The 19766-nt window shown below is 66.6% G+C and carries 18 protein-coding genes; 10 read left to right on the plus strand and 8 right to left on the minus strand.

What is annotated here, in order from left to right:
• Nucleotides 1-59 precede the first annotated feature (59 nt).
• The 8 genes from ACSQ9A_RS23715 (at nucleotide 60) to ACSQ9A_RS23750 (ending at nucleotide 10241) form a co-directional block, all read left to right on the plus strand.
• A complete protein-coding gene (locus tag ACSQ9A_RS23715) occupies nucleotides 60-869 on the plus strand; it encodes a cytochrome C assembly family protein (protein WP_436293607.1) in 810 nt (269 codons plus the stop codon).
• The gene (locus ACSQ9A_RS23720) at nucleotides 866-1102 is read left to right on the plus strand and encodes a PP0621 family protein (RefSeq protein WP_093104065.1); all 237 of its coding nucleotides are present in this window, start codon (nucleotides 866-868) and stop codon (nucleotides 1100-1102) included. Before ACSQ9A_RS23715 ends, ACSQ9A_RS23720 begins: the two co-directional genes overlap by 4 nt.
• A gap of 12 nt (nucleotides 1103-1114) precedes the next feature.
• A complete protein-coding gene (locus ACSQ9A_RS23725) occupies nucleotides 1115-2806 on the plus strand; it encodes a two-component system sensor histidine kinase NtrB (RefSeq protein ID WP_436305429.1) in 1692 nt (563 codons plus the stop codon).
• 4 nt (nucleotides 2807-2810) lie between these two features.
• On the plus strand, nucleotides 2811-4331 hold the full coding sequence (locus ACSQ9A_RS23730; protein ID WP_436305430.1) for a sigma-54-dependent transcriptional regulator: 1521 nt from the start codon (nucleotides 2811-2813) through the stop codon (nucleotides 4329-4331).
• Nucleotides 4318-4914, plus strand: coding sequence for a 1,6-anhydro-N-acetylmuramyl-L-alanine amidase AmpD (ampD, locus tag ACSQ9A_RS23735; RefSeq protein ID WP_436305431.1), 597 nt, complete (start codon nucleotides 4318-4320; stop codon nucleotides 4912-4914). Before ACSQ9A_RS23730 ends, ampD begins: the two co-directional genes overlap by 14 nt.
• Nucleotides 4915-5263: 349 nt before the next feature.
• On the plus strand, nucleotides 5264-8191 hold the full coding sequence (locus ACSQ9A_RS23740; RefSeq protein ID WP_436305432.1) for a ribonucleoside-diphosphate reductase subunit alpha: 2928 nt from the start codon (nucleotides 5264-5266) through the stop codon (nucleotides 8189-8191).
• 150 nt (nucleotides 8192-8341) lie between these two features.
• Nucleotides 8342-9568 (plus strand): ribonucleotide-diphosphate reductase subunit beta, encoded by a 1227-nt coding sequence (locus ACSQ9A_RS23745; protein WP_436305433.1) that lies wholly within the window; start codon nucleotides 8342-8344, stop codon nucleotides 9566-9568.
• Nucleotides 9569-9761: 193 nt separating this feature from the next.
• Nucleotides 9762-10241 (plus strand): histone H1-like DNA-binding protein, encoded by a 480-nt coding sequence (locus ACSQ9A_RS23750; protein ID WP_436306352.1) that lies wholly within the window; start codon nucleotides 9762-9764, stop codon nucleotides 10239-10241.
• Nucleotides 10242-10345: 104 nt separating this feature from the next.
• On the opposite strand, the gene ACSQ9A_RS23755 is transcribed toward ACSQ9A_RS23750, so the two are convergent.
• The 7 genes from ACSQ9A_RS23755 to ACSQ9A_RS23785 all read right to left on the minus strand — a co-directional run bounded on the left by ACSQ9A_RS23755 (nucleotide 10346) and on the right by ACSQ9A_RS23785 (nucleotide 16605).
• Nucleotides 10346-11248: a carbohydrate kinase family protein gene (locus ACSQ9A_RS23755; RefSeq protein WP_093104056.1), complete on the minus strand. Its 903-nt coding sequence runs from the start codon at nucleotides 11246-11248 to the stop codon at nucleotides 10346-10348.
• 43 nt (nucleotides 11249-11291) lie between these two features.
• Nucleotides 11292-12596, minus strand: coding sequence for a zinc-ribbon and DUF3426 domain-containing protein (locus ACSQ9A_RS23760; protein WP_436305434.1), 1305 nt, complete (start codon nucleotides 12594-12596; stop codon nucleotides 11292-11294).
• Between the two features lie 42 nt (nucleotides 12597-12638).
• Nucleotides 12639-13523 (minus strand): 50S ribosomal protein L11 methyltransferase, encoded by an 885-nt coding sequence (prmA, locus tag ACSQ9A_RS23765; RefSeq protein ID WP_436305435.1) that lies wholly within the window; start codon nucleotides 13521-13523, stop codon nucleotides 12639-12641.
• Nucleotides 13524-13539: 16 nt separating this feature from the next.
• Nucleotides 13540-14889, minus strand: coding sequence for an acetyl-CoA carboxylase biotin carboxylase subunit (gene accC, locus ACSQ9A_RS23770; protein ID WP_436293614.1), 1350 nt, complete (start codon nucleotides 14887-14889; stop codon nucleotides 13540-13542).
• A gap of 2 nt (nucleotides 14890-14891) precedes the next feature.
• Complete coding sequence (accB, locus tag ACSQ9A_RS23775) at nucleotides 14892-15359, minus strand: acetyl-CoA carboxylase biotin carboxyl carrier protein (RefSeq protein ID WP_093104050.1); 468 nt, start codon at nucleotides 15357-15359, stop codon at nucleotides 14892-14894.
• Between the two features lie 122 nt (nucleotides 15360-15481).
• Nucleotides 15482-16015: a TlpA family protein disulfide reductase gene (locus tag ACSQ9A_RS23780; protein ID WP_093104048.1), complete on the minus strand. Its 534-nt coding sequence runs from the start codon at nucleotides 16013-16015 to the stop codon at nucleotides 15482-15484.
• Nucleotides 16012-16605: a hypothetical protein gene (locus ACSQ9A_RS23785; RefSeq protein WP_436305436.1), complete on the minus strand. Its 594-nt coding sequence runs from the start codon at nucleotides 16603-16605 to the stop codon at nucleotides 16012-16014. The genes ACSQ9A_RS23780 and ACSQ9A_RS23785 overlap by 4 nt, the downstream gene beginning before the upstream one ends.
• A gap of 67 nt (nucleotides 16606-16672) precedes the next feature.
• Between ACSQ9A_RS23785 and mpl the strand changes: the two genes are divergently transcribed.
• Both mpl and ACSQ9A_RS23795 read left to right on the plus strand, forming a co-directional pair.
• The gene (gene mpl, locus ACSQ9A_RS23790; protein ID WP_436305437.1) at nucleotides 16673-18076 is read left to right on the plus strand and encodes a UDP-N-acetylmuramate:L-alanyl-gamma-D-glutamyl-meso-diaminopimelate ligase; all 1404 of its coding nucleotides are present in this window, start codon (nucleotides 16673-16675) and stop codon (nucleotides 18074-18076) included.
• A 4-nt stretch (nucleotides 18077-18080) separates the two neighbouring features.
• A complete protein-coding gene (locus tag ACSQ9A_RS23795) occupies nucleotides 18081-18581 on the plus strand; it encodes a cupin domain-containing protein (protein WP_436305438.1) in 501 nt (166 codons plus the stop codon).
• A gap of 16 nt (nucleotides 18582-18597) precedes the next feature.
• On the opposite strand, the gene ACSQ9A_RS23800 is transcribed toward ACSQ9A_RS23795, so the two are convergent.
• On the minus strand, nucleotides 18598-19716 hold the full coding sequence (locus ACSQ9A_RS23800; protein ID WP_436305439.1) for a 3-deoxy-7-phosphoheptulonate synthase: 1119 nt from the start codon (nucleotides 19714-19716) through the stop codon (nucleotides 18598-18600).
• Nucleotides 19717-19766 lie beyond the last annotated feature (50 nt).

Below are 19766 nucleotides of genomic sequence, written 5' to 3' on the forward strand. Positions count from 1 at the left end.
CCGGTATATAGACGGGAGCGAGAGGCGTCTCGCCAAGGCGAGACGCTAAACTCCGACCGATGATTTTAGCGATCCCCTCCCCACTCGGCGTGGCGCTGGGCATCGCCACCGCCGCCGCCTATGGCACGACCGCCGCTGCCTCTTCCTGGCTGGGCCGCCCCTCCATGCAATGGCTGCTCGGGCTGGCCTGGCTGCTGCACGCCTGCGCACTGGGCGTCGGGCTGGTCGGCGGCGACCCGCGCTTCGGCTTCGCGCCGGCGCTGTCGGTCACGGCCTGGCTGGTGCTGACGGTCTACGCAATCGAAAGCCGCATGTATCCGCAGCTCAAGGTGCGGCGCGTGCTTGCGGCGCTGGGCGCGGCGGCGGTGCTGCTCGCCGTGCTGTTCCCCGGCACGCCGCTGCATGTGTCGGCCTCGCCCTGGCTGCCGCTGCACCTGGCGCTCGGCATCGCCTCGTACGGCCTGTTCGCCGCGGCGGTGGTGCATGCCTGGCTCATGACCCGTGCCGAAAAGCAGATCCGGCTCGCGGCCGAGCCGCAGGGCGGTGTGCCGCTGCTGACGATGGAGCGCCTCACCTTCCGCTTCGTCACCGCCGGCTTCGTGCTGCTGTCGGCCACGCTGCTCGCCGGCCTGCTGTTCAGCGAGACGCTGTACGGCGCCAGCGCGCGGGCCTGGAAATGGGACCACAAGACCGTGTTCTCGGTGCTGGCCTGGCTCAGTTTCGCGGTGCTGCTGATCGGTCGCGCTCGCTTCGGCTGGCGCGGCCGCACGGCCCGGCGCGTGCTCTACGCGGGCTCCGCCCTGCTGCTGCTGGCCTACGTCGGATCGCGCTTCGTGCTCGAAGTGGTGCTGGCGCGCGCGACACCATGAAATACCTGCTCGTCCTCGCCGTGGTCTTCGTGGCGATCTGGCTCTGGCGCAAGAATCGGCGCGACGAGATGCGCTCGCGCCCGCCGCCGCCCGCCACGCCGGCCGTCGGGGCGCCGCAGGCCATGGTGCGCTGCGCCCATTGCGGGCTGCATCTGCCGGCAGCGGATGCCATCAGCGGACCCGACGGCGCGGTGTATTGCAGCGCTGCGCACCGCCAGGCGGCTGCGCACTGAGGCGCATTGCCGATGAGCACATTCCTCTGGTCGCGTGGCGAGCCGGCGACGGACTGGAGCCTGCTCGATCAGTTCGCCCGCGAAAGCTCGGCGCTGCTGCGCCTGTGGCGCGGCTTCATGACCGCGCGCTGCTTCGTCGCCGTCGTGCTGCTGCTGTTGCAGGCGGTGACCTTCGCGCTCGGGCAGCCGCTGGAGCCGGCGGCGATCGCGCTGTCCGTCGGCTACCTGGGGGCGGCCTTGCTGGCGGCACGCTATGCGCTCTTCCAGCTGCCGGTGCGCGGCTTCGGCGCCGCCTGGCTTTCGACCATCGGCATCGACCTGATCACCTTCACCGCGCTGCAACTGCTGCAGATCGGCAGCATCAACTACACGCCGCTCTTTGCCTTGCCGGTGCTGATGGGCGCGGTGCTGGGCTCGGGCATGGTGGGCCTGGGCACCACCGCGGCCGTCACGCTGCTGCTGCTGGTGCATGCGGGCTGGTACTGGCTGCAGCAGCCGGGCGACGCATCGCCGCGTTTCGTGCAGGCGGCGCTGACCGGCACCGGCTTGTTCGTGGTGGCGCTGCTCGCGCACGAGCTGGCGCGGCGGCTCACGCGCGAAGAAGCGCTGGCGCAGCGCAATCGAAGCACCGCCCAGATGCACGCGCTGGTGAACGACCTCGTGATCGAGACCCTCAGCGAAGGCGTGCTCGTGATCGACGAGCGAGGGCAGGTGCATGCCGCCAACCCCGCCGCCAACGCGATTCTCGGGCAGGGGCTGGCAGAACTCGCACTGCCCTTCGCGCTGAGCACCTATCCGGCCTGGGCCGCCCTGGCCGCGATTGCGCGCCAGACCTTCGCGCGGCGCACGCCGCAATCGAAGGAAATTCCGGTCGCGCAGGCGCAGGGCGCGCCGCGCGAAGTGCGGGTCCGCACGCGGCTCACGCCGGGCACCGACCGCCACACCGAGAGCCTGTGCGTGATGTTCCTGCAGGACCTGCGCGAGCTCCAGGCGCGCATCCGCACCGAGAAGCTGGCGGCCATGGGCCGCATGTCGGCGGCCGTCGCGCACGAGATCCGCAACCCGCTGGCCGCCATCACCCAGGCCAGCGCGCTGCTGGGCGAGGACCTGGTCGACCCGGCGCACCGCCAATTGACGACGATGGTGCAGCAGAACGCACAGCGGCTCTCGCGCATCGTCGACGAAGTGCTCGATGTCGCGCGGGCCCGCCAGCAGCGGGTGCTGCCGCTGGGCGAACAGCTGGCCCTCGATTCGACCGTGCGCACGCTCGCCGAGGAGTGGGTGCGGCACTCGCAGCGCCAGGGCGTGCTGCTGGTTCTCGAAGCGGCCGGCAGCGTGGTGCGCTTCGACATCGAACATCTGCGGCGCATCCTCGTGAACCTGCTCGACAACGCCGCGCGCTATGCCGGCGATCGCGAAGGCTCGATCCAGGTGACGACGCGCCAGAACGCGGCCGGCCGCGCCAGCCTGCAGGTGTGGAGCGACGGCGCACCGCTCGAACCTGCGGTGCAGCGCCATCTGTTCGAACCCTTCTTCTCCTCCGAAAGCCGCTCCAGCGGCCTCGGCCTCTTCCTCTGCCGCGAGCTGTGCGAGCGGCACGGCGCGACGATCGGCTACGAGCGCCGCGCCCTTTACGCCGCGGGGCCGGAAGGCAACGAATTCTTCGTCTCCTTCGCTGCGGGCGAGACCCGGCTGACACAATAGCGCCGTGAGCACCCCCACCTCCTCAGCACCTCGGCCCCCTGCCCAGATCCTGGTCGTCGACGACGAGCCCGACCTGCGCACGCTCTATGAACTCACGCTGCTGCGCGAGGGCTACCGGGTCGAGGCGGCCGGCAGCGTGTCGGAAGCCCGCGAGCACCTGGACGCGGGCCGCTTCGATGCCGTGATCACCGACATGCGCCTGCCCGACGGGCTCGGCATGGAGATCCTGCAGCGCATCCAGCAGGACCAGCGCAGCGAGCGCTGCGTGGTGATGACGGCCTACGGCTCGGCCGAGAACGCGGTCGAGGCCCTCAAGGCCGGCGCCTTCGACTACCTCACCAAGCCGGTGGACCTCAAGCAGTTCCGCGCCGTCGTCGCCTCTGCCGTGCAGGCCCAGGCTGCGCCTGCACGGCCCATGCGCCAGGCCGACGAGGGCAGCAGCAAGGTCGCGGCGACGACCAGCAACGCCGGCTTGGCTGCGCTCGAACGGCTGGTTGGCGCTTCCGAGCCGATGCGCCTCGTCAAGTCCCGCATCGCCAAGGTGGCGCGCGGCATGGCGCCGGTGCTGGTGCGCGGCGAGTCCGGCACCGGCAAGGAACTGGTGGCACGCGCGGTGCATGCCTGCAGCCAGCGCAGCGACGGTCCTTTCGTCGCCGTCAACTGCGGCGCGATTCCCGAGAATCTGCTCGAGGCCGAATTCTTCGGTGCGAGAAAAGGCTCCTACACCGGCTCCTCGCAGGACCGCGACGGCTACTTCCAGGCCGCCCGCGGCGGCACGCTGTTCCTCGACGAGATCGGCGACCTGCCGCTTCCGATGCAATCCAAGTTGCTGCGCGCGATCCAGGAGCGCAGCGTGCGCCCGATCGGTTCGACCCAGGAAGATGCGGTCGACGTGCGCATCGTGAGCGCGACCCACAAGGATCTGCAGGCCGAGGTGCAAGCCGGCCGCTTCCGCCAGGACCTGTTCTATCGCCTCAACGTGATCGAGATCGCGGTGCCGGCCTTGCGCGAGCGGCGCGAAGACCTGCCCGCACTCTGCGAGGCCCTGCTCGCACGCATCGCGCGCGATGCCGGCATGCCGGTGCCCGTTCTTTCGCCCGAGGTGCTGCAGCGCCTCGCGGAGCATCCGCTGCACGGCAACGTGCGTGAGCTCGAAAACCTTTTGCATCGCGCCGTGGCCTTGAGCGATGGCGACGTGCTCCATCTCGATTTCGTGGGCAGCGCCAGCATGGCACTGCCTGTGGCCCCGGCGCCGGCAACTCCGGAACAGCAGCCCGCAGCCAGCACGACAGCAGCGCCCTCCGAAGCAAAGCCGGCACCCGCGGTACCGAGCGACCTGCAGAGTTATCTCGACCAGCAGGAGCGCGAGATCCTCGTGCGTGCGCTGCAGGAGAGCGGCTTCAACCGGACCGCTGCCGCGGCGCGGCTCGGCCTGAGCCTCAGGCAGATTCGCTACCGGATCGCGCGCCTGGGCATCGCGACCCCCAGCGGCGACGAGGCGAGTGGCAACGGTGTCGACGACTGAAGACAACGCAGGCCTCTGGCAGGCCGGCTGGTACCGCTTCGCCCGGCAACTGCGCTCGCCGAATTTCGGGCCGCGCCCCGAGGGCGCGCAGATCGATCTGATCGTGCTGCATTCGATCAGCCTGCCGCCGGGACGCTATGGCGGCGACGAGGTCCAGCGGCTTTTCACGAACCAGCTGGACTGGGATGCGCATCCCTACTTCCAGACCATCCGCGGCATCGAGGTCTCGGCCCATTTCTATGTGCGCCGCAGCGGCGAGCTGTGGCAGTTCGTGAGTTGCGACGACCGCGCCTGGCATGCCGGTCCTTCATCGTGGCGCGGCCGCGCCAACTGCAACGACGACTCGATCGGCATCGAGCTGGAAGGCCTGGAGGGCGAAGGCTTCGAGCCCGCCCAATACGAGACCCTCGCGAGCCTTTGCCCGGCGCTCGCGCAGCGCCATGCGATCGCGTTCATCGCGGGCCATGAACATATTGCGCCGGGCCGCAAGGCGGACCCAGGCAGCGGCTTCGACTGGCGCCTGCTGCAGGAGCAACTGGGCTGGGACCGCGCGATGTTCCCCGACGACGTCGCGGTGCGCTGAAATTTTTCAATCGCGATGCATCCCGCGATGCGCAGCGGATGCAGCGCAACAACGCCGATCGCGCAACCCCGGCGGCGCAGCAACCATGCGCCTTTCAGGCCCAAAAACGCCTGCAAGGCCCATGGACAGCGGCAGGCGCTAAGGTGGGTCAGCAACGGCGCGGCATAGCTCTTCATCTGAGAGCTCTTCGCTGTGAACTTGTTCCTTGAACCATTGGGAAAACACTACATCTAGTGGGTTGTAGACCCGCGAGACCCTAGATATAGTGTGCCCTGCCCCGTGCTTCATGCCGAGCAACCGGCCGCAAGCGGCACCACCGCCCCAACAAGAATTGCCAACAGAGGAACGAATGCAAACTGCCCTGAACACCCCCGCCACACCTCGCGCCGTACCCTCGACGCCGCAAAAAAACGATGTCGCAGGCTCGCCCGCCAGCAACGCGCTCGCCCACTACCAGATCATTCGCCGCAACGGCGCGGTCGTGCCCTTCGAGCCCAACAAGATCGCGATCGCGATGATGAAGGCCTTCCTCGCGGTGCACGGCACCCAGGGCGCGGCTTCCGCCAGCGTGCGCGAGACGGTCGACAACCTGACCCAGGGCGTGGTCCGCGCTATGGTGCGCTCGCGTCCGGGCGGCGGCACCTTCCACATCGAGGACGTGCAGGACCAGGTCGAACTCGGCCTGATGCGCGGCGGCCACCACGAGATCGCGCGCGCCTACGTGCTGTACCGCGAGCGCCGCTCGCAGGAACGCTCGAAGTCGGGCGAACAGGACGCGCAGATCGCCGTTTCGACGCTGCACGTGCTCGACCGCGGCGAGCGCGTCGCGCTCGACCTCAACGAACTCAAGGGCCTGATCGAATCCGCCTGCGAAGGCCTGGGCGACAGCATCACGGCCGGCCCGATCGTGGCCGAAACGATGCGCAACCTCTACGACGGCGTGCCGCTCGACGAGGTCTACAAGGCGTCGATCCTGGCGGCTCGCACGCTGATCGAGAAGGACCCCGACTACACCTTCGCCACCGCGCGCCTGCTGCTGCACACGATCTTCAAGGAGATCATCGGCCGCGAGGTGATGCCGGCCGAACGTGCCCAGGCCTACGCCGACTACTTCCCGCAGTTCGTCAAGAAGGGCGTCGACAACGAGCTGCTCGACGAGAAGCTGCTGCAGTACGACCTGAACCGCCTCGGCGCCGCGCTCAAGCCCCAGCGCGACCTGCAGTTCGACTACCTCGGCCTGCAGACCCTCTACGACCGCTACTTCCTGCACGTGCGCAAGACCCGCATCGAACTGCCGCAGGCTTTCTTCATGCGCGTGGCGATGGGGCTGGCCCTCAATGAAATCGACCGCGAAGCCCGCGCGATCGAGTTCTACGAAGTGCTGTCCTCCTTCGACTTCATGTCGAGCACGCCCACCCTGTTCAACAGCGGCACGCTGCGCTCGCAGCTCTCGAGCTGCTACCTGACCACGGTGCCCGACGACCTCGACGGCATCTACGAGTCGATCAAGGAAAACGCCCTGCTGTCCAAGTTCGCGGGCGGCCTGGGCAACGACTGGACCCGTGTGCGCGCGCTCGGCAGCCACATCAAGGGCACCAACGGCGAGTCGCAGGGCGTGGTGCCCTTCCTCAAGGTGGTGAACGACACCGCGGTGGCGGTCAACCAGGGCGGCAAGCGCAAGGGCGCGGTCTGCACCTACCTGGAAAGCTGGCACCTCGACATCGAGGAGTTCCTCGAACTGCGCAAGAACACCGGCGACGACCGCCGCCGCACGCACGACATGAACACGGCGAACTGGATTCCCGACCTGTTCATGCGCCGCGTGATGGAAAAGGGCAGCTGGACGCTGTTCTCGCCCTCCAACGTGCCCGACCTGCACGACAAGTTCGGCACCGACTTCGAGACCGCCTACGCCGCCTACGAAGAGAAGGCCGCGCGCGGCGAAATCAAGCCGAGCCGCACGGTCCAGGCCACCGATCTCTGGCGCAAGATGCTCACGATGCTGTTCGAGACCGGGCATCCGTGGATCACCTTCAAGGATGCCTGCAACGTGCGCTCGCCCCAGCAGCATGCCGGCGTGGTCCATTCGTCGAACCTGTGCACCGAGATCACGCTCAACACCAGCGACACCGAAACCGCGGTCTGCAACCTCGGCTCGGTCAACCTGCTGCAGCATCTGAAGGACGGCAAGGTCGACCAGGAAAAGCTCCAGCGCACGATCTCGACCGCGATGCGCATGCTCGACAACGTGATCGACATCAACTACTACGCGGTCAAGAAGGCGCGCGACTCCAACCTGCGCCATCGCCCGGTCGGCCTCGGCGTGATGGGTTTCCAGGACGCGCTGTACGAGCTGCGTATTCCCTACGCCTCGCAGGAAGCGGTGCAGTTCGCCGACGAGTCGATGGAAGCGATCTGCTACCACGCCTACTGGGCCTCGACCGAACTGGCGCGCGAGCGCGGCAAGTATTCGAGCTACAAGGGCTCGCTGTGGGACAAGGGAGTGCTTCCGCCGGACACGCTCGACCTGCTGGAGAAGGCGCGCGGCGGCTACGTCGACGTCGACCGCTCGTCCACGCTCGACTGGAATGCGCTGCGCCAGAAGATCAAGGCCGACGGCATGCGCAACTCGAACTGCGTCGCCATCGCGCCGACGGCGACCATCTCGAACATCATCGGCGTCGACGCCTCGATCGAGCCCTGCTTCGGCAACCTGTCGGTCAAGTCGAACCTCTCCGGCGAGTTCACCGTCATCAACCACTACCTGGTGCGAGACCTCAAGCGCCTGGGCCTGTGGGACGACGTGATGGTGATGGACCTCAAGCACTTCGACGGCTCGCTGCGCCCGATCGACCGCGTACCGCAGGACGTCAAGGCGCTCTATGCCACCGCGTTCGAGGTCGAAACCACCTGGCTGGTGGAAGCCGCCGCGCGTCGCCAGAAGTGGATCGACCAGGCGCAGTCGCTCAACATCTACATGGCCGGCGCGTCGGGCAAGAAGCTCGACGACACCTACAAGCTCGCGTGGCTGCGCGGCCTGAAGACCACTTACTACCTGCGCACGCAGAGCGCGACGCACGCCGAGAAATCGACGGTGCAATCGGGCCGGCTCAACGCGGTGTCCTCGGGAAGCAATGGCAGTGGCGACGCATCTTCGTCGGGCATGAGCGCGCTCGAAGCGGCTGCGCTCGCAGCGCAAGCGCAGCTGAGTGCGATGCCGGCGACCGACATCGCGTTCTGCGGCGTCGACGATCCGACGTGCGAAGCGTGCCAGTGATGTCAGCGTGAAGTTGCCGTGATTCGCGGCATCGCCTGACAAATGGCGATGCATGCGAACAACATAACGGCAACATAATTGGAGCGCGATGTGAAGCAGCACTTTGCAACTCACATCGTTGCTCACATAATTTGAGCATTGGATCTTTCTATGTTGACCTGGGACGAAGAAGTCAAGCCCTCCTTGCCAAAGGATCTGCAACAAGGATTGCGGCACTCATCAAACAACGACGCGACCGTCGGTCGCTCGTCGGAGTTCCCGACTTCGCAAATTGCTCCTATCGCCCCGACTTTCCGCACACTCGATGATGGCGTCGCACTGCGGCCTGCTCCGGCTTCCATGCCGCAAGCGCAGGCCGCGCGCCGCGTGAAGGCCGCCGACAAGCGCATCATCAACGGCCAGACCGACGTCAACCAGTTGGTTCCGTTCAAGTACAAGTGGGCCTGGGAGAAGTACCTCGCCACCTGCGCCAATCACTGGATGCCGCAGGAAGTGAACATGACGCGCGACATCGCGCTCTGGAAAGACCCGAACGGCCTGACCGAAGACGAGCGCCGCATCGTCAAGCGCAACCTCGGCTTCTTCGTGACCGCCGATTCGCTGGCCGCCAACAACATCGTGCTGGGCACCTACCGCCACATCACGGCCCCCGAGTGCCGCCAGTTCCTGCTGCGCCAGGCCTTCGAGGAAGCGATCCACACGCACGCCTACCAGTACATCGTCGAGTCGCTCGGCCTGGATGAGAGCGAGATCTTCAACGCCTACAACGAGGTGCCGTCGATCCGCGAGAAGGACCAGTTCCTGATCCCCTTCATCGAAGCCATCAGCGACCCGCACTTCCACACCGGCACGCACGAGAACGACCAGACCCTGCTCAAGTCGCTGATCGTCTTCGCCTGCCTGATGGAGGGGCTGTTCTTCTACGTCGGCTTCACCCAGATCCTCGCGCTGGGCCGCCAGAACAAGATGACCGGCGCCGCCGAGCAGTACCAGTACATCCTGCGCGACGAGTCGATGCACTGCAACTTCGGCATCGACCTGATCAACCAACTGAAACTCGAGAATCCGCACCTCTGGACCGCGGAGTTCAAGGCCGAGATCAAGGCCCTCTTCCTGAAGGCCGTCGAGCTCGAGTACCGCTACGCCGAAGACACCATGCCTCGCGGCGTGCTCGGCATGAATGCCTCCATGTTCAAGGGCTACCTGCGCTACATCGCCAACCGGCGCGCGCAGCAGATCGGCCTGGAAACGCTCTTCCCGAACGAGGAAAACCCGTTCCCCTGGATGAGCGAAATGATTGACCTGAAGAAGGAGCGCAACTTCTTCGAAACCCGCGTGATCGAGTATCAGTCGGGTGGTGCGCTCTCCTGGGATTGAATCGTTCCGACAAATAAAGTGAGTTCAAGAATTGCTTTCGCCGGCTACACGCACCGAAGAGTGCGGCGGTGAAAAGCTCAGGTGTTCATGGTGCTGGGGCTTGCTCCAACGCCATGAATCGCTTCACGCTACCAACATGCGTGGAGTGCTTCAAAAGGTTGATTTTTTCAACTTGATCAAGGAGAAAATAGAAATGGCAACTGCAAAGAAAGCGCCGGCCAAGAAAGCCGCTGCAAAGAAGGCTCCGGCTAAGAAGGTCGCCGCCAAGAAGGCACCGGCCAAGAAGGTCGCTGCGAAGAAGGCTCCTGCCAAGAAGGTAGCAGCCAAGAAGGCACCGGCGAAGAAGGCCGCTGCGAAGAAGGCTCCTGCCAAGAAGGTAGCAGCGAAGAAGGCGCCGGCGAAGAAGGCCGCCGCGAAAAAGGCGCCTGCGAAGAAGGCAGCAGCCAAGAAGGCGCCGGCGAAGAAGGCCGCCGCGAAAAAGGCGCCTGCCAAGAAAGCGCCTGCGAAAAAGGCTGCAGCCAAGAAGCCTGCTGCCAAGAAAGCAGCGAAAAAGCCTGCTGCCAAGAAGGCCGCGAAAGCGCCCGCCAAGGCAGCCGTAGTGCCTGCTCCTGCAGCGCAAACGACGCTGAACCCCCAGGCAGCCTGGCCGTTTCCGACGGCCAGCAAGCCCTGAGTCGTTCAGCGGCCTTGAAGGCACAAAGCCCGGCACCGCAAGGTGCTGGGCTTTTTTTATGGTTGGCCCGGCACCGAAGACAGGTGCTGGGCTTTTTTATGGGCTCAGAGGCCGAGCGCCTTCCGATCCACCTGGTAATTCTGCGGCCCGCGTTGCGCGATCTTGAGCGCGCCGATGCGGTTGCCCAACGCAGCGCAACGCGCGAGCGGCCAGCCCTGCTCCAGCCCGAACAGCAGCGCGCCGCGCCATGCATCGCCGCAACCCGTCGGCTCGACCACGGCCGTCGGCTTCACGCCGGGCACGTGCTCGCGCTCGCCTTCGGTCCACACTTCGCAGCCTTCGGCAGCCAGCGTCACAACCAGTCCGCGCACACGCTTCGAGATCTCAGCAAGGCTCCAGCCCGTGCGCTGCGAGAGCATCTTTCCCTCGTAGTCGTTGACCACCACCCAGCTGGCCAAGTCGACGAAATGCGCGAGTTCCTTGCCGTCGAACATCGGCAGGCCCTGGCCGGGATCGAACACGAAAGGGATGTCCGCAGCCTTGAGCTGCTCGGCATGCTGCAGCATCGCCTCGCGGCCGTCGGGCGCGATGATGCCGAGCCGGATGTCCTCGCGCGCCGCGATGCGCGTGATGTGCGCCTGCTGCATCGCGCCCGGGTGGAAGGCCGTGATCTGGTTGTTGTCGCGGTCGTTCATGATCATGGCCTGCGCGGTGAAGCTGTCGTCCACCTGCCGCACGAACTCGGTGCTGATGCCCAGCGTTCGCAGCCGCTCCAGGTAGTCGACGCCGTCGCTGCCGACCGTCGCCATCGGCAGTGCCGTGCCGCCTAGCGCGTTGAGGCTGTAGGCGATGTTGCCCGCACAACCGCCGAAGTCGCGCCTGAGGCCGGGCACGAGAAAGGACACGTTGAGGATGTGCAACTGGTCCGGAAGGATCTGATCGGCGAACCGTCCCTCGAAAGTCATGATGGTGTCGAACGCGAGGGAACCGCAAATCACTGCTGCCATGGATGAACCGTTGGTTGATTGAAAAAAGAAAAGAGCGCGCGGCTCAAGGATAGAAGGCCAGCACCCGGTAGCCTGCGATCGGCGCCAGTGCCGCGGCCTCGGGCCCGGTCAGCGCCAGCGGCAACGACGCCGCGCGCTCGGCACGGGCGGGCAGGACGGGCGGCGCGCCGAACTCGGCCGGCATGAGCACGCGCCGGATCACGGCACGCTCCTGCATGTCGAGCAAGGACAACTCGACCGCGGGCATCGCGAGCGGCACGGTGGCGGCATTGCGCAAGGTGAAGCTGAGGCGGTAGGCATCGCCGCTTTTCTCGCGCGCGAAGGAGGCGCCATCGATCGTGATGTCGCCGATCTGGCGCAGCGCCGAGAGCTCGCAGCCCGTCAGGCTGCACAGCGCCGCGAGCGCGGGACGCAGCCCCGGCTGGCGAGCGGCGATGAGGTCGCGCTCCTGATGCAATACCTGCACGAGCAGAAGAAGCGCAGCCAGCGCGGCCACGACGATCAGGGAGCGCCGCACCGCTGGCCGCTGCCAGAATGCCGATCCCTCGGCGGCGGCGCCCAAAAACCGAGGGCTGCGCCGAGCGAGCTCGATAGCAGGCTCAGGCTCGCTGGCGGCCAGCACCACGGGCGCCGATTCGCGCGCCGCCCGCTCTTCTCCGCGCGCCTTCGCCCTGGCGATCTTGGCGGACTTGGCACGCGCACGGCGCAGCGCCTTCTGCAGTTGCGCGTTGCCGGTGTCTTCTTCAGCCGCCGGCGGAGGTGGCGGCGACGGCCGTGGCGGTGGCGGCTCGCGGCCGATGGGCGGGGCGGCCGGCAGGTTCAGGTCGATGTTCGGGAATGGCGGAAGCGAGGGATAAGGCGGAATCACTTGCGCTTCGGCTGCACGCATCGGCTGCGAGCGCTGGGGCCAGGGCTCGTCCGCAACGACGCCGACAGCGAACGACAGCGGATCGGATGGCGCCGAGGTCTTGGACGCAGGCGGCGGCGGCACGGCGACGGGCGGCTCGGCGACCGGTGGTTCGATCTCTTGTTCGTCGTCGAGGAAGTCCGCCTCCTCGAGGTTCCGCACGGGTTCCTCGTCCGCGGGCCACTCTGCCACTTCGTCCAGCTCAGTTTCGATCGGCGGATCGGCGTCGGGCGGCACGCTGCTGGTGCCTTCGTCGGGCGCCGACGTCGGTGCGACTGCCGCGGGTCCAGGCGCCGAATCGGGCGCTTCATGCAGATCGACGGTCGCGTCGAACACCTCGCTGCACCGGCCGCAGCGCACCCACCCGTCGGAGATGCGAAGCTGGTCCCTCACCACCTTGAAAGTGGTGGCGCAGGCGGGGCAGCGAGTGACCAGGCTCATGAGGCGCCGATTGTAGGGTCGACCTCCAGCGTCGAGGACGATCTAGAGGGCCGCGGTCATCAGAATCCAGCCGTCCTCGCTGTCGCTCACTTCCAGCGCTGCATGGGGCGCATAGGCGAGCTTCAGTTCGTCGGCCTGGCGCTCGAGGATGCCCGCCAGCACCAGCGAACCGCCCGCTGCGACGTGCTCGCACAGCAAAGGCGCAAGCACCTTCAGCGGCGTGGCGAGGATGTTGGCGAGCACGATGTCGTAGCGGCCAGTTGCCAAGTCGGACAGGCCGGCCTTCAGTTGCACCTCGTTCGCCTCAGCGTTGAGCCGCGTCGAATCCACGGCGGCTTCGTCGATGTCGACGGCGTCGATGTCGGTCGCGCCGAACTTGGCCGCGCCGATCGCCAGGATGCCGGAGCCGCAACCGTAGTCGAGCACGCGCTTCCCACGGAGCTCCCCGCGCGTTGCGATCCAGCGCAGGCACATGCGCGTGGTCGGGTGCGTGCCGGTGCCGAAGGCAAGACCCGGGTCCAGCCGGATGACCTGCTGCGCTTGCGCCGGCGGATCGTGCCAGGTGGGCACGATCCAGAACTCGGGGGTGATTTCGACCGGTGCGAACTGGGACTGCGTCAGCCGCACCCAGTCCTGCTCGGGCACCTCGGTCAATCCAAGCACCTCGCAATCCACAAAGAAGTCCTGCGCGGCCAGCACCGCAGCAGCCTCCCGCGCCTGCGCCTCGGCGGCAAACAAGGCGATCACCCGGGAGCGCTGCCAGCCTCCCTTGGGCGGCGGCATGCCCGGCTCGCCGAACAGGGCCTGCTCGGCATCGGTCTGGGCATCCGCGTCCTCGACCGAAACGCTCAGCGCGTCGAGCGCCTCGAGCGCATCGCTGACGGTTTCGACGCGATCTTCCGGCGCGAGCAGGCGGAGTTCGAACACGGTGCCGCGGTCCCGCTCAGCGCTTGTGGGCCGCGAGCCACTCTTCGAGGTAGTGGATGTTGGTGCCGCCGCTCATGAACTTGGCGTCGACCATCAACTCGCGGTGCAGCGGGATGTTGGTCTGGATACCCTCGATCACCGTTTCGCTCAACGCCGTGCGCATGCGCGCCAAGGCCTGGTCGCGGGTATCGCCGTGAACGATGATCTTGCCAACCATCGAGTCGTAGTTCGGCGGCACGAAGTAGTTGGTGTAGACGTGCGAATCCACGCGCACCCCCGGCCCGCCCGGCGGATGCCACATCGTGATGCGGCCCGGCGAGGGCGTGAACTTGTAGGCGTCTTCGGCATTGATGCGGCACTCGATCGAGTGGCCGCGCATCTCGATCTGGCGCTGCGTGAACGGCAGCTTCTCGCCGGCGGCGACCATGATCTGCGTCTTCACGATGTCGATGCCGGTCGTGAATTCGGTGACCGGGTGCTCCACCTGCACGCGCGTGTTCATCTCGATGAAGTAGAACTCGCCGTTTTCGTAGAGAAACTCGAAGGTTCCGGCGCCGCGGTAGCCGATCTTCTTGCAGGCGGCCGCGCAGCGCTCGCCGATCTTCTCGATCAACTTGCGCGGGATGCCCGGTGCGGGCGATTCCTCGATCACCTTCTGGTGGCGCCGCTGCATCGAGCAGTCGCGCTCGCCCAGGTAGACCGCGTTCTTGTGCTTGTCGGCGAGGATCTGGATCTCGATGTGGCGCGGGTTCTGGAGAAACTTCTCCATGTAGACCGATGGATTGTTGAAGGCCGCGCCGGCCTCCGCCTTGGTCATCTGGATCGCATTGACCAGCGCCGCCTCGGTGTGCACCACGCGCATGCCGCGCCCGCCGCCGCCGCCCGCCGCCTTGATGATGACCGGATAGCCGATCGCCCGGGCGATGCGCTTGTTGGTCGAGGAATCGTCGGACAGTTCGCCCTCCGAGCCGGGCACACAGGGGACGCCAGCCTTGATCATGGCCTGCTTGGCCGAGACCTTGTCGCCCATGATGCGGATCGATTCGGGCGTGGGGCCGATGAATTGAAAACCGCTCTGCTCCACGCGTTCGGCGAAGTTGGCGTTCTCGCTCAGAAAGCCGTAACCCGGGTGGATCGCCTCGGAGTCCGTCACTTCGGCCGCCGAGATGATCGCCGGCATGTTCAGATAGCTCTGCGAGGAAGGGGCCGGGCCGATGCATACCGCTTCCTCGGCCAGCTTCACGTATTTGGCATCGCGATCGGCCTCGGAATAGACCATCACGGCCTTGATACCCAACTCGCTGCAGGCGCGCTGGATGCGCAGCGCGATTTCGCCGCGGTTGGCGACCAGTATCTTCTTGAACATGGTCACTCGATGATGAACAGCGGCTGGCCGTATTCGACCGCCTGACCGTTTTCGCCGAGGATCTGTGTGATGGTGCCGGCCTTGTCGGCCTCGATCTCGTTGAGGATCTTCATCGCCTCGATGATGCAGACCGTGTCGCCTTCCTTGACCTGGCTGCCGATCTCGACGAATGCGGGTGCACCGGGGCTGGAGGAGCGGTAGAAGGTGCCGACCATCGGCGACTTGATGGCATGGCCGACGGGCGCCGCCTCTGCGGCCGGCGCCGCCGCGACTGGCGCGGCGATGGCACCGGCCGGTGCTGCAGCGCCGATGGCCGGAGCCGGCGCGGCGACGGTTTGAATGTATTGAACCGGTGCGGCGACGCCGCCCTTGACGATGCGGACCTTGCCTTCGGTTTCAGTGATTTCCAGTTCGGAAATATTCGATTCGGACACCAGATCGATCAGTGTCTTGAGCTTGCGCAGATCCATGGGACTCCAGCGCCGGCTTTGCCGGCTATTAGGATTTAACTCGCCTAAAAATCGGTGTTTTTCGGCGTATTTCGGCGTTTCGCCATCAACTGCCCGAACGGGCGAGCGATTCTAGCCGTGAACTAGGCCCGTCGCCATGCCTGGAGATCACCCGGCTCGAGCTTGCCCATTTTACGCGCCGCCACTGCGCCACCGGCATCGAGCACCAAGGTGAAGGGCAGACCGCCGGCCGTGTTGCCCAGATTCTTGACCAGTTCCGTGCCTTGCAGCCCCGCCAGACCGATGGGGTAGCTGACCGGCGTCTTGGTCAGGAACTTGCGAACCGCGGTGGGCTGATCGATCGCCAGACCGACAACTTGCCAGCCGTTGGCCGCATTTTCGCGAAAGAACGCATCGAGCATGGGCATCTCCTCGACGCAAGGAGGACACCAGGTGGCCCAGAAGTTGAGCAACAGCGGCTTGCCCCGCAGACTCTCGAACACCAGTTCGCCACCTTCGGGCCGATCGAAGCGCTGCGCCCAGAATGCGGCGTCCAGCTGCTCGCCGCCGGCCGCGCCGCCCCGGCGGTGCCACAGAGCACCGCCCAGACCGGCAACGGCCGCCACCGCGGCGACGCCGCCATAGAGCCAGGCCCGGCGCGTGGGGCTCGAAGTCATCCACTGTCCTTTTCTATCAGCCGCCTGAGCGCGGCCAGGTTGCCACGCGGGATGCGGCCCTGCGCGTCAGGCTTGAGCGCGCCTCGCAGATCGTCGAGGTCGTACACCAGCAGGTGCACGCCAATCTCCTCGCCGAGTGCCCGGCTCGCCACATGAACGCTGAGGGCTTCGACCTGCTCGCCATGGAAGCCGGTGACCATGCGCGGCTCGTAATCGACATGGTGGTCGATGAGCGCGATCTCGGCGGACTTCGGGTCGTCGCAGAAGAGCTGGATGTAGATGTCCGACAGGCGCGTCGCCGTGCCGTGCCACACGGCGCCACCGATGTGAGGCCGGAACTGCGCCATCCGCTCCATCCATTCGAGCGCCAGCTGGCGCAGCGCGTGCAATTCCTTGGGCTGGGTGTCCGCGCAATAGAGCCGGATGTAATCCCGCACCTCGGCCTCGATCTCGTCGTTGTTCGGCAGCGGCGTACGCACAGGCAGACCCAGGTCGCGCAGCGCGCGGCGCTTGGCGGGGCCGTACTCCAGCCCTTCCTCGACGACGAGGCGGGCCGCAGCGGCGGCAATTTCCTGCTTGGACGTGTCCATCGGCCCATTTTGCCCGCAGTAAGGCACCGGCAGAAGACCGGCCGCCCTGCGTCCCTAGAATCGACCGATGCATATTCACATCCTCGGCATCTGCGGCACCTTCATGGGCGGTGTCGCCGCATTGGCGCGCGAAGCCGGCCATCGGGTGACCGGTTGCGATGCCGGCGTCTATCCGCCGATGAGCGACCAACTGCGCTCGCTCGGCATCGAGCTGATCGAAGGCTACGACGCCGACCAGATGGCGCTGCGGCCCGATGTCTTCGTCATCGGCAACGTGGTGTCCCGCGCCCGGCTCGCCGACGGCACACCCAAGTTCCCGCTGATGGAAGCCATCCTCGACGCCGGCGCCAGCTACACCAGCGGCCCGCAATGGCTGGCAGAACACGTGCTGCAGGGCCGGCATGTGATGGCGGTGGCCGGCACGCACGGCAAGACCACCACCACTTCGATGTTGGCCTGGATCCTCGAACGCGCCGGCCTGGCGCCGGGTTTCCTGGTGGGCGGTGTGCCGCTCGACTTCGGCGTCTCGGCCCGGCTCGGCAAGAACAAGTTCGTGATCGAAGCCGACGAATATGACACGGCCTTCTTCGACAAGCGCAGCAAGTTCGTCCATTACCGCCCGCGCACCGCGATCCTGAACAACCTGGAGTTCGACCACGCCGACATCTTCGACGACCTGGGGGCGATCGAACGGCAATTCCACCACCTCGTCCGCATCGTGCCGGGGACGGGCCGTGTGGTCGTCAACGCCACCGAGGAAAGTCTGCAGCGCGTGCTGGCCCAGGGCTGCTGGAGCGAACTGGCCCGCTTCGGCGCCGGCGGCGAATGGCAGGCCCATGGGCCGCACGACGCGTTCGAGGTGCTGCGCCAAGGCGAGCGGGTCGGCCGCGTCGAATGGGCGCTGTCCGGTCTGCACAACCAGATGAATGCGCTCGCCGCGATCGCCGCCGCGGAGCACGTGGGCGTGGCGCCGGCCGAAGCGGCCGGCTTTCTGGCCAGCTTCCGCAACGTGCGCCGCCGCATGGAGCTGCGCGGCACCGTCGCGCGCGCGGGCGCAGCGATCACGGTCTACGACGACTTCGCGCACCATCCGACGGCGATCCGCACCACGCTCGACGGCCTGCGAAAGAAGCTCGACGCCGACGGCCACCAGGGCGAGCGCATCCTGGCCGCCTTCGAACCGCGCAGCAACACCATGAAGCTGGGCACCATGGCGGCCCAGCTGCCCTGGAGCCTCGAAGCGGCCGACCTCGCTTTCTGCCATAGCGGCGGACTGGAATGGGACGCTGCCGCAGCGCTCGCGCCGATGGGCGACCGGGCGCAGGTGGCCGGCGCGATCGAGCCGCTGGTGGCGCAGATCGTCGCGGTCGCGCGGCCCGGCGATCACATCGTCTGCATGAGCAACGGCGGTTTCGGAGGCGTGCACGAGAAGCTTCTTTCCGCCTTGCGCGCGACAGGCGCGGCAGAATAGGCTCATGCGCGCACAGGAGCTCATCGATACCCTGAATCTGCAGCCTCATCCCGAGGGCGGCTGGTTTCGCGAGGTGTTCCGCTCGACAGCGCAGGTCATGCCCGCCGATGGGCGGCCGGCCCGCCAGGCGCTCACTACCATCTATTTCCTGCTGGAAGCCCACCAGCATTCGCGCTGGCACCGTGTGGCGTCCGACGAAGTGTGGATCCATCTCGAAGGGGTTCCGCTCGCGCTCTGGACCAGCGATGGGGCGCTGCGCACGCCGCCGGTCCACCTGCGGCTGGGCCCGGTCGATGTCCACGGCACGCGACCGCAGCACACCGTTCCGGCAGGCCAGTGGCAAGCAGCCCGGCCCATCGTGTCGCAGGCCACCGACGACTACACGCTGGTCAGTTGCACCGTGGGACCCGGTTTCGACTTCAGCGATTTCTCGTTCATGCAACCCGAGGGCGACGAGGCGGCGCTGCTGCGCCACCACTGGCCGGAGCTGGCGGCGCTGATCTGAGCGCCGTCGCACCGATTCAGCCGCGGCGCTGTTTCACCGCTTGCGACAGCAGCTCCAGCACCTGGGCCGAATCGTCCCAGCCCAGGCAGGCATCGGTGATGCTCTTGCCGTATTCCAGATCGGCCACGCGGTCCTTGCCGGCGCTGAACTTCTGGGCGCCCGCGCTCAGGTGGCTCTCGACCATCAGGCCGAACACGCTCTTGCTGCCGCCCGCAATCTGCGCGGCGATGTCCTTCGCCACGTCGATCTGCTTCTGGTGCTGCTTGCTGCTGTTGGCGTGGCTGCAGTCGACCATCAGCGTCGGCGGCAGCTTGGCGGCTTCGAGGTCCTCGCAGGCGGCGGCCACGCTCGCGGCGTCGTAGTTGGGCGCCTTGCCGCCGCGCAGAATCACGTGGCAGTCCTTGTTGCCGTTGGTCTGCACGATCGCCACCTGTCCGTTCTTGTGCACCGAGAGGAAGTGGTGCCCGCGCGCCGCCGCCTGGATGGCGTCGGTCGCGATGCGGATGTTGCCGTCGGTGCCGTTCTTGAAGCCGATCGGCGCCGACAGGCCAGAAGCCAGTTCGCGGTGCACCTGGCTCTCGGTGGTGCGGGCGCCGATCGCGCCCCAGGAGATCAGGTCGCCGATGTACTGCGGCGAGATCACGTCGAGGAACTCGCTGCCGGCCGGCAGCCCCAGCCGGTTGATGTCGATGAGCAGTTGGCGCGCGATGCGCAGGCCCTCGTCGATGCGGAAGCTCTCGTCGAGGTAGGGGTCGTTGATGAGCCCCTTCCAGCCCACCGTCGTGCGCGGCTTTTCGAAGTAGACCCGCATCACGATCTCCAGCGTGCCGGCGTACTTCTCGCGCTCGGCCTTCAGGCGCCTTGCGTATTCGAGCGCGGCGGCCGGGTCGTGGATCGAGCACGGGCCCATCACGACCAGTAGCCGGTCGTCCTTGCCGGCCATGATGTTGTGGATGGCGCGGCGGGTGCCGCTGATCAGCGATTCGACCGGCGTGCCGCGGATCGGGAAGAAACGGATCAGATGTTCGGGAGGGGGCAGCACGGTGATGTCCTTGATGCGTTCGTCGTCGGTTCGGCTGGTTTTCTCGACGCTCGCATACCAGTTCTCGGTGGCCGGGGCAGTGTTCGTGCTCATCGCTTCTTCCTTCACTTTGAAAATCATCGGGGCATAAAAAAACCGCCGGG

The sequence above is a fragment of the Variovorax sp. LjRoot290 genome, from assembly GCF_964253985.1.
Taxonomy (GTDB): Bacteria; Pseudomonadota; Gammaproteobacteria; order Burkholderiales; family Burkholderiaceae_C; genus Variovorax.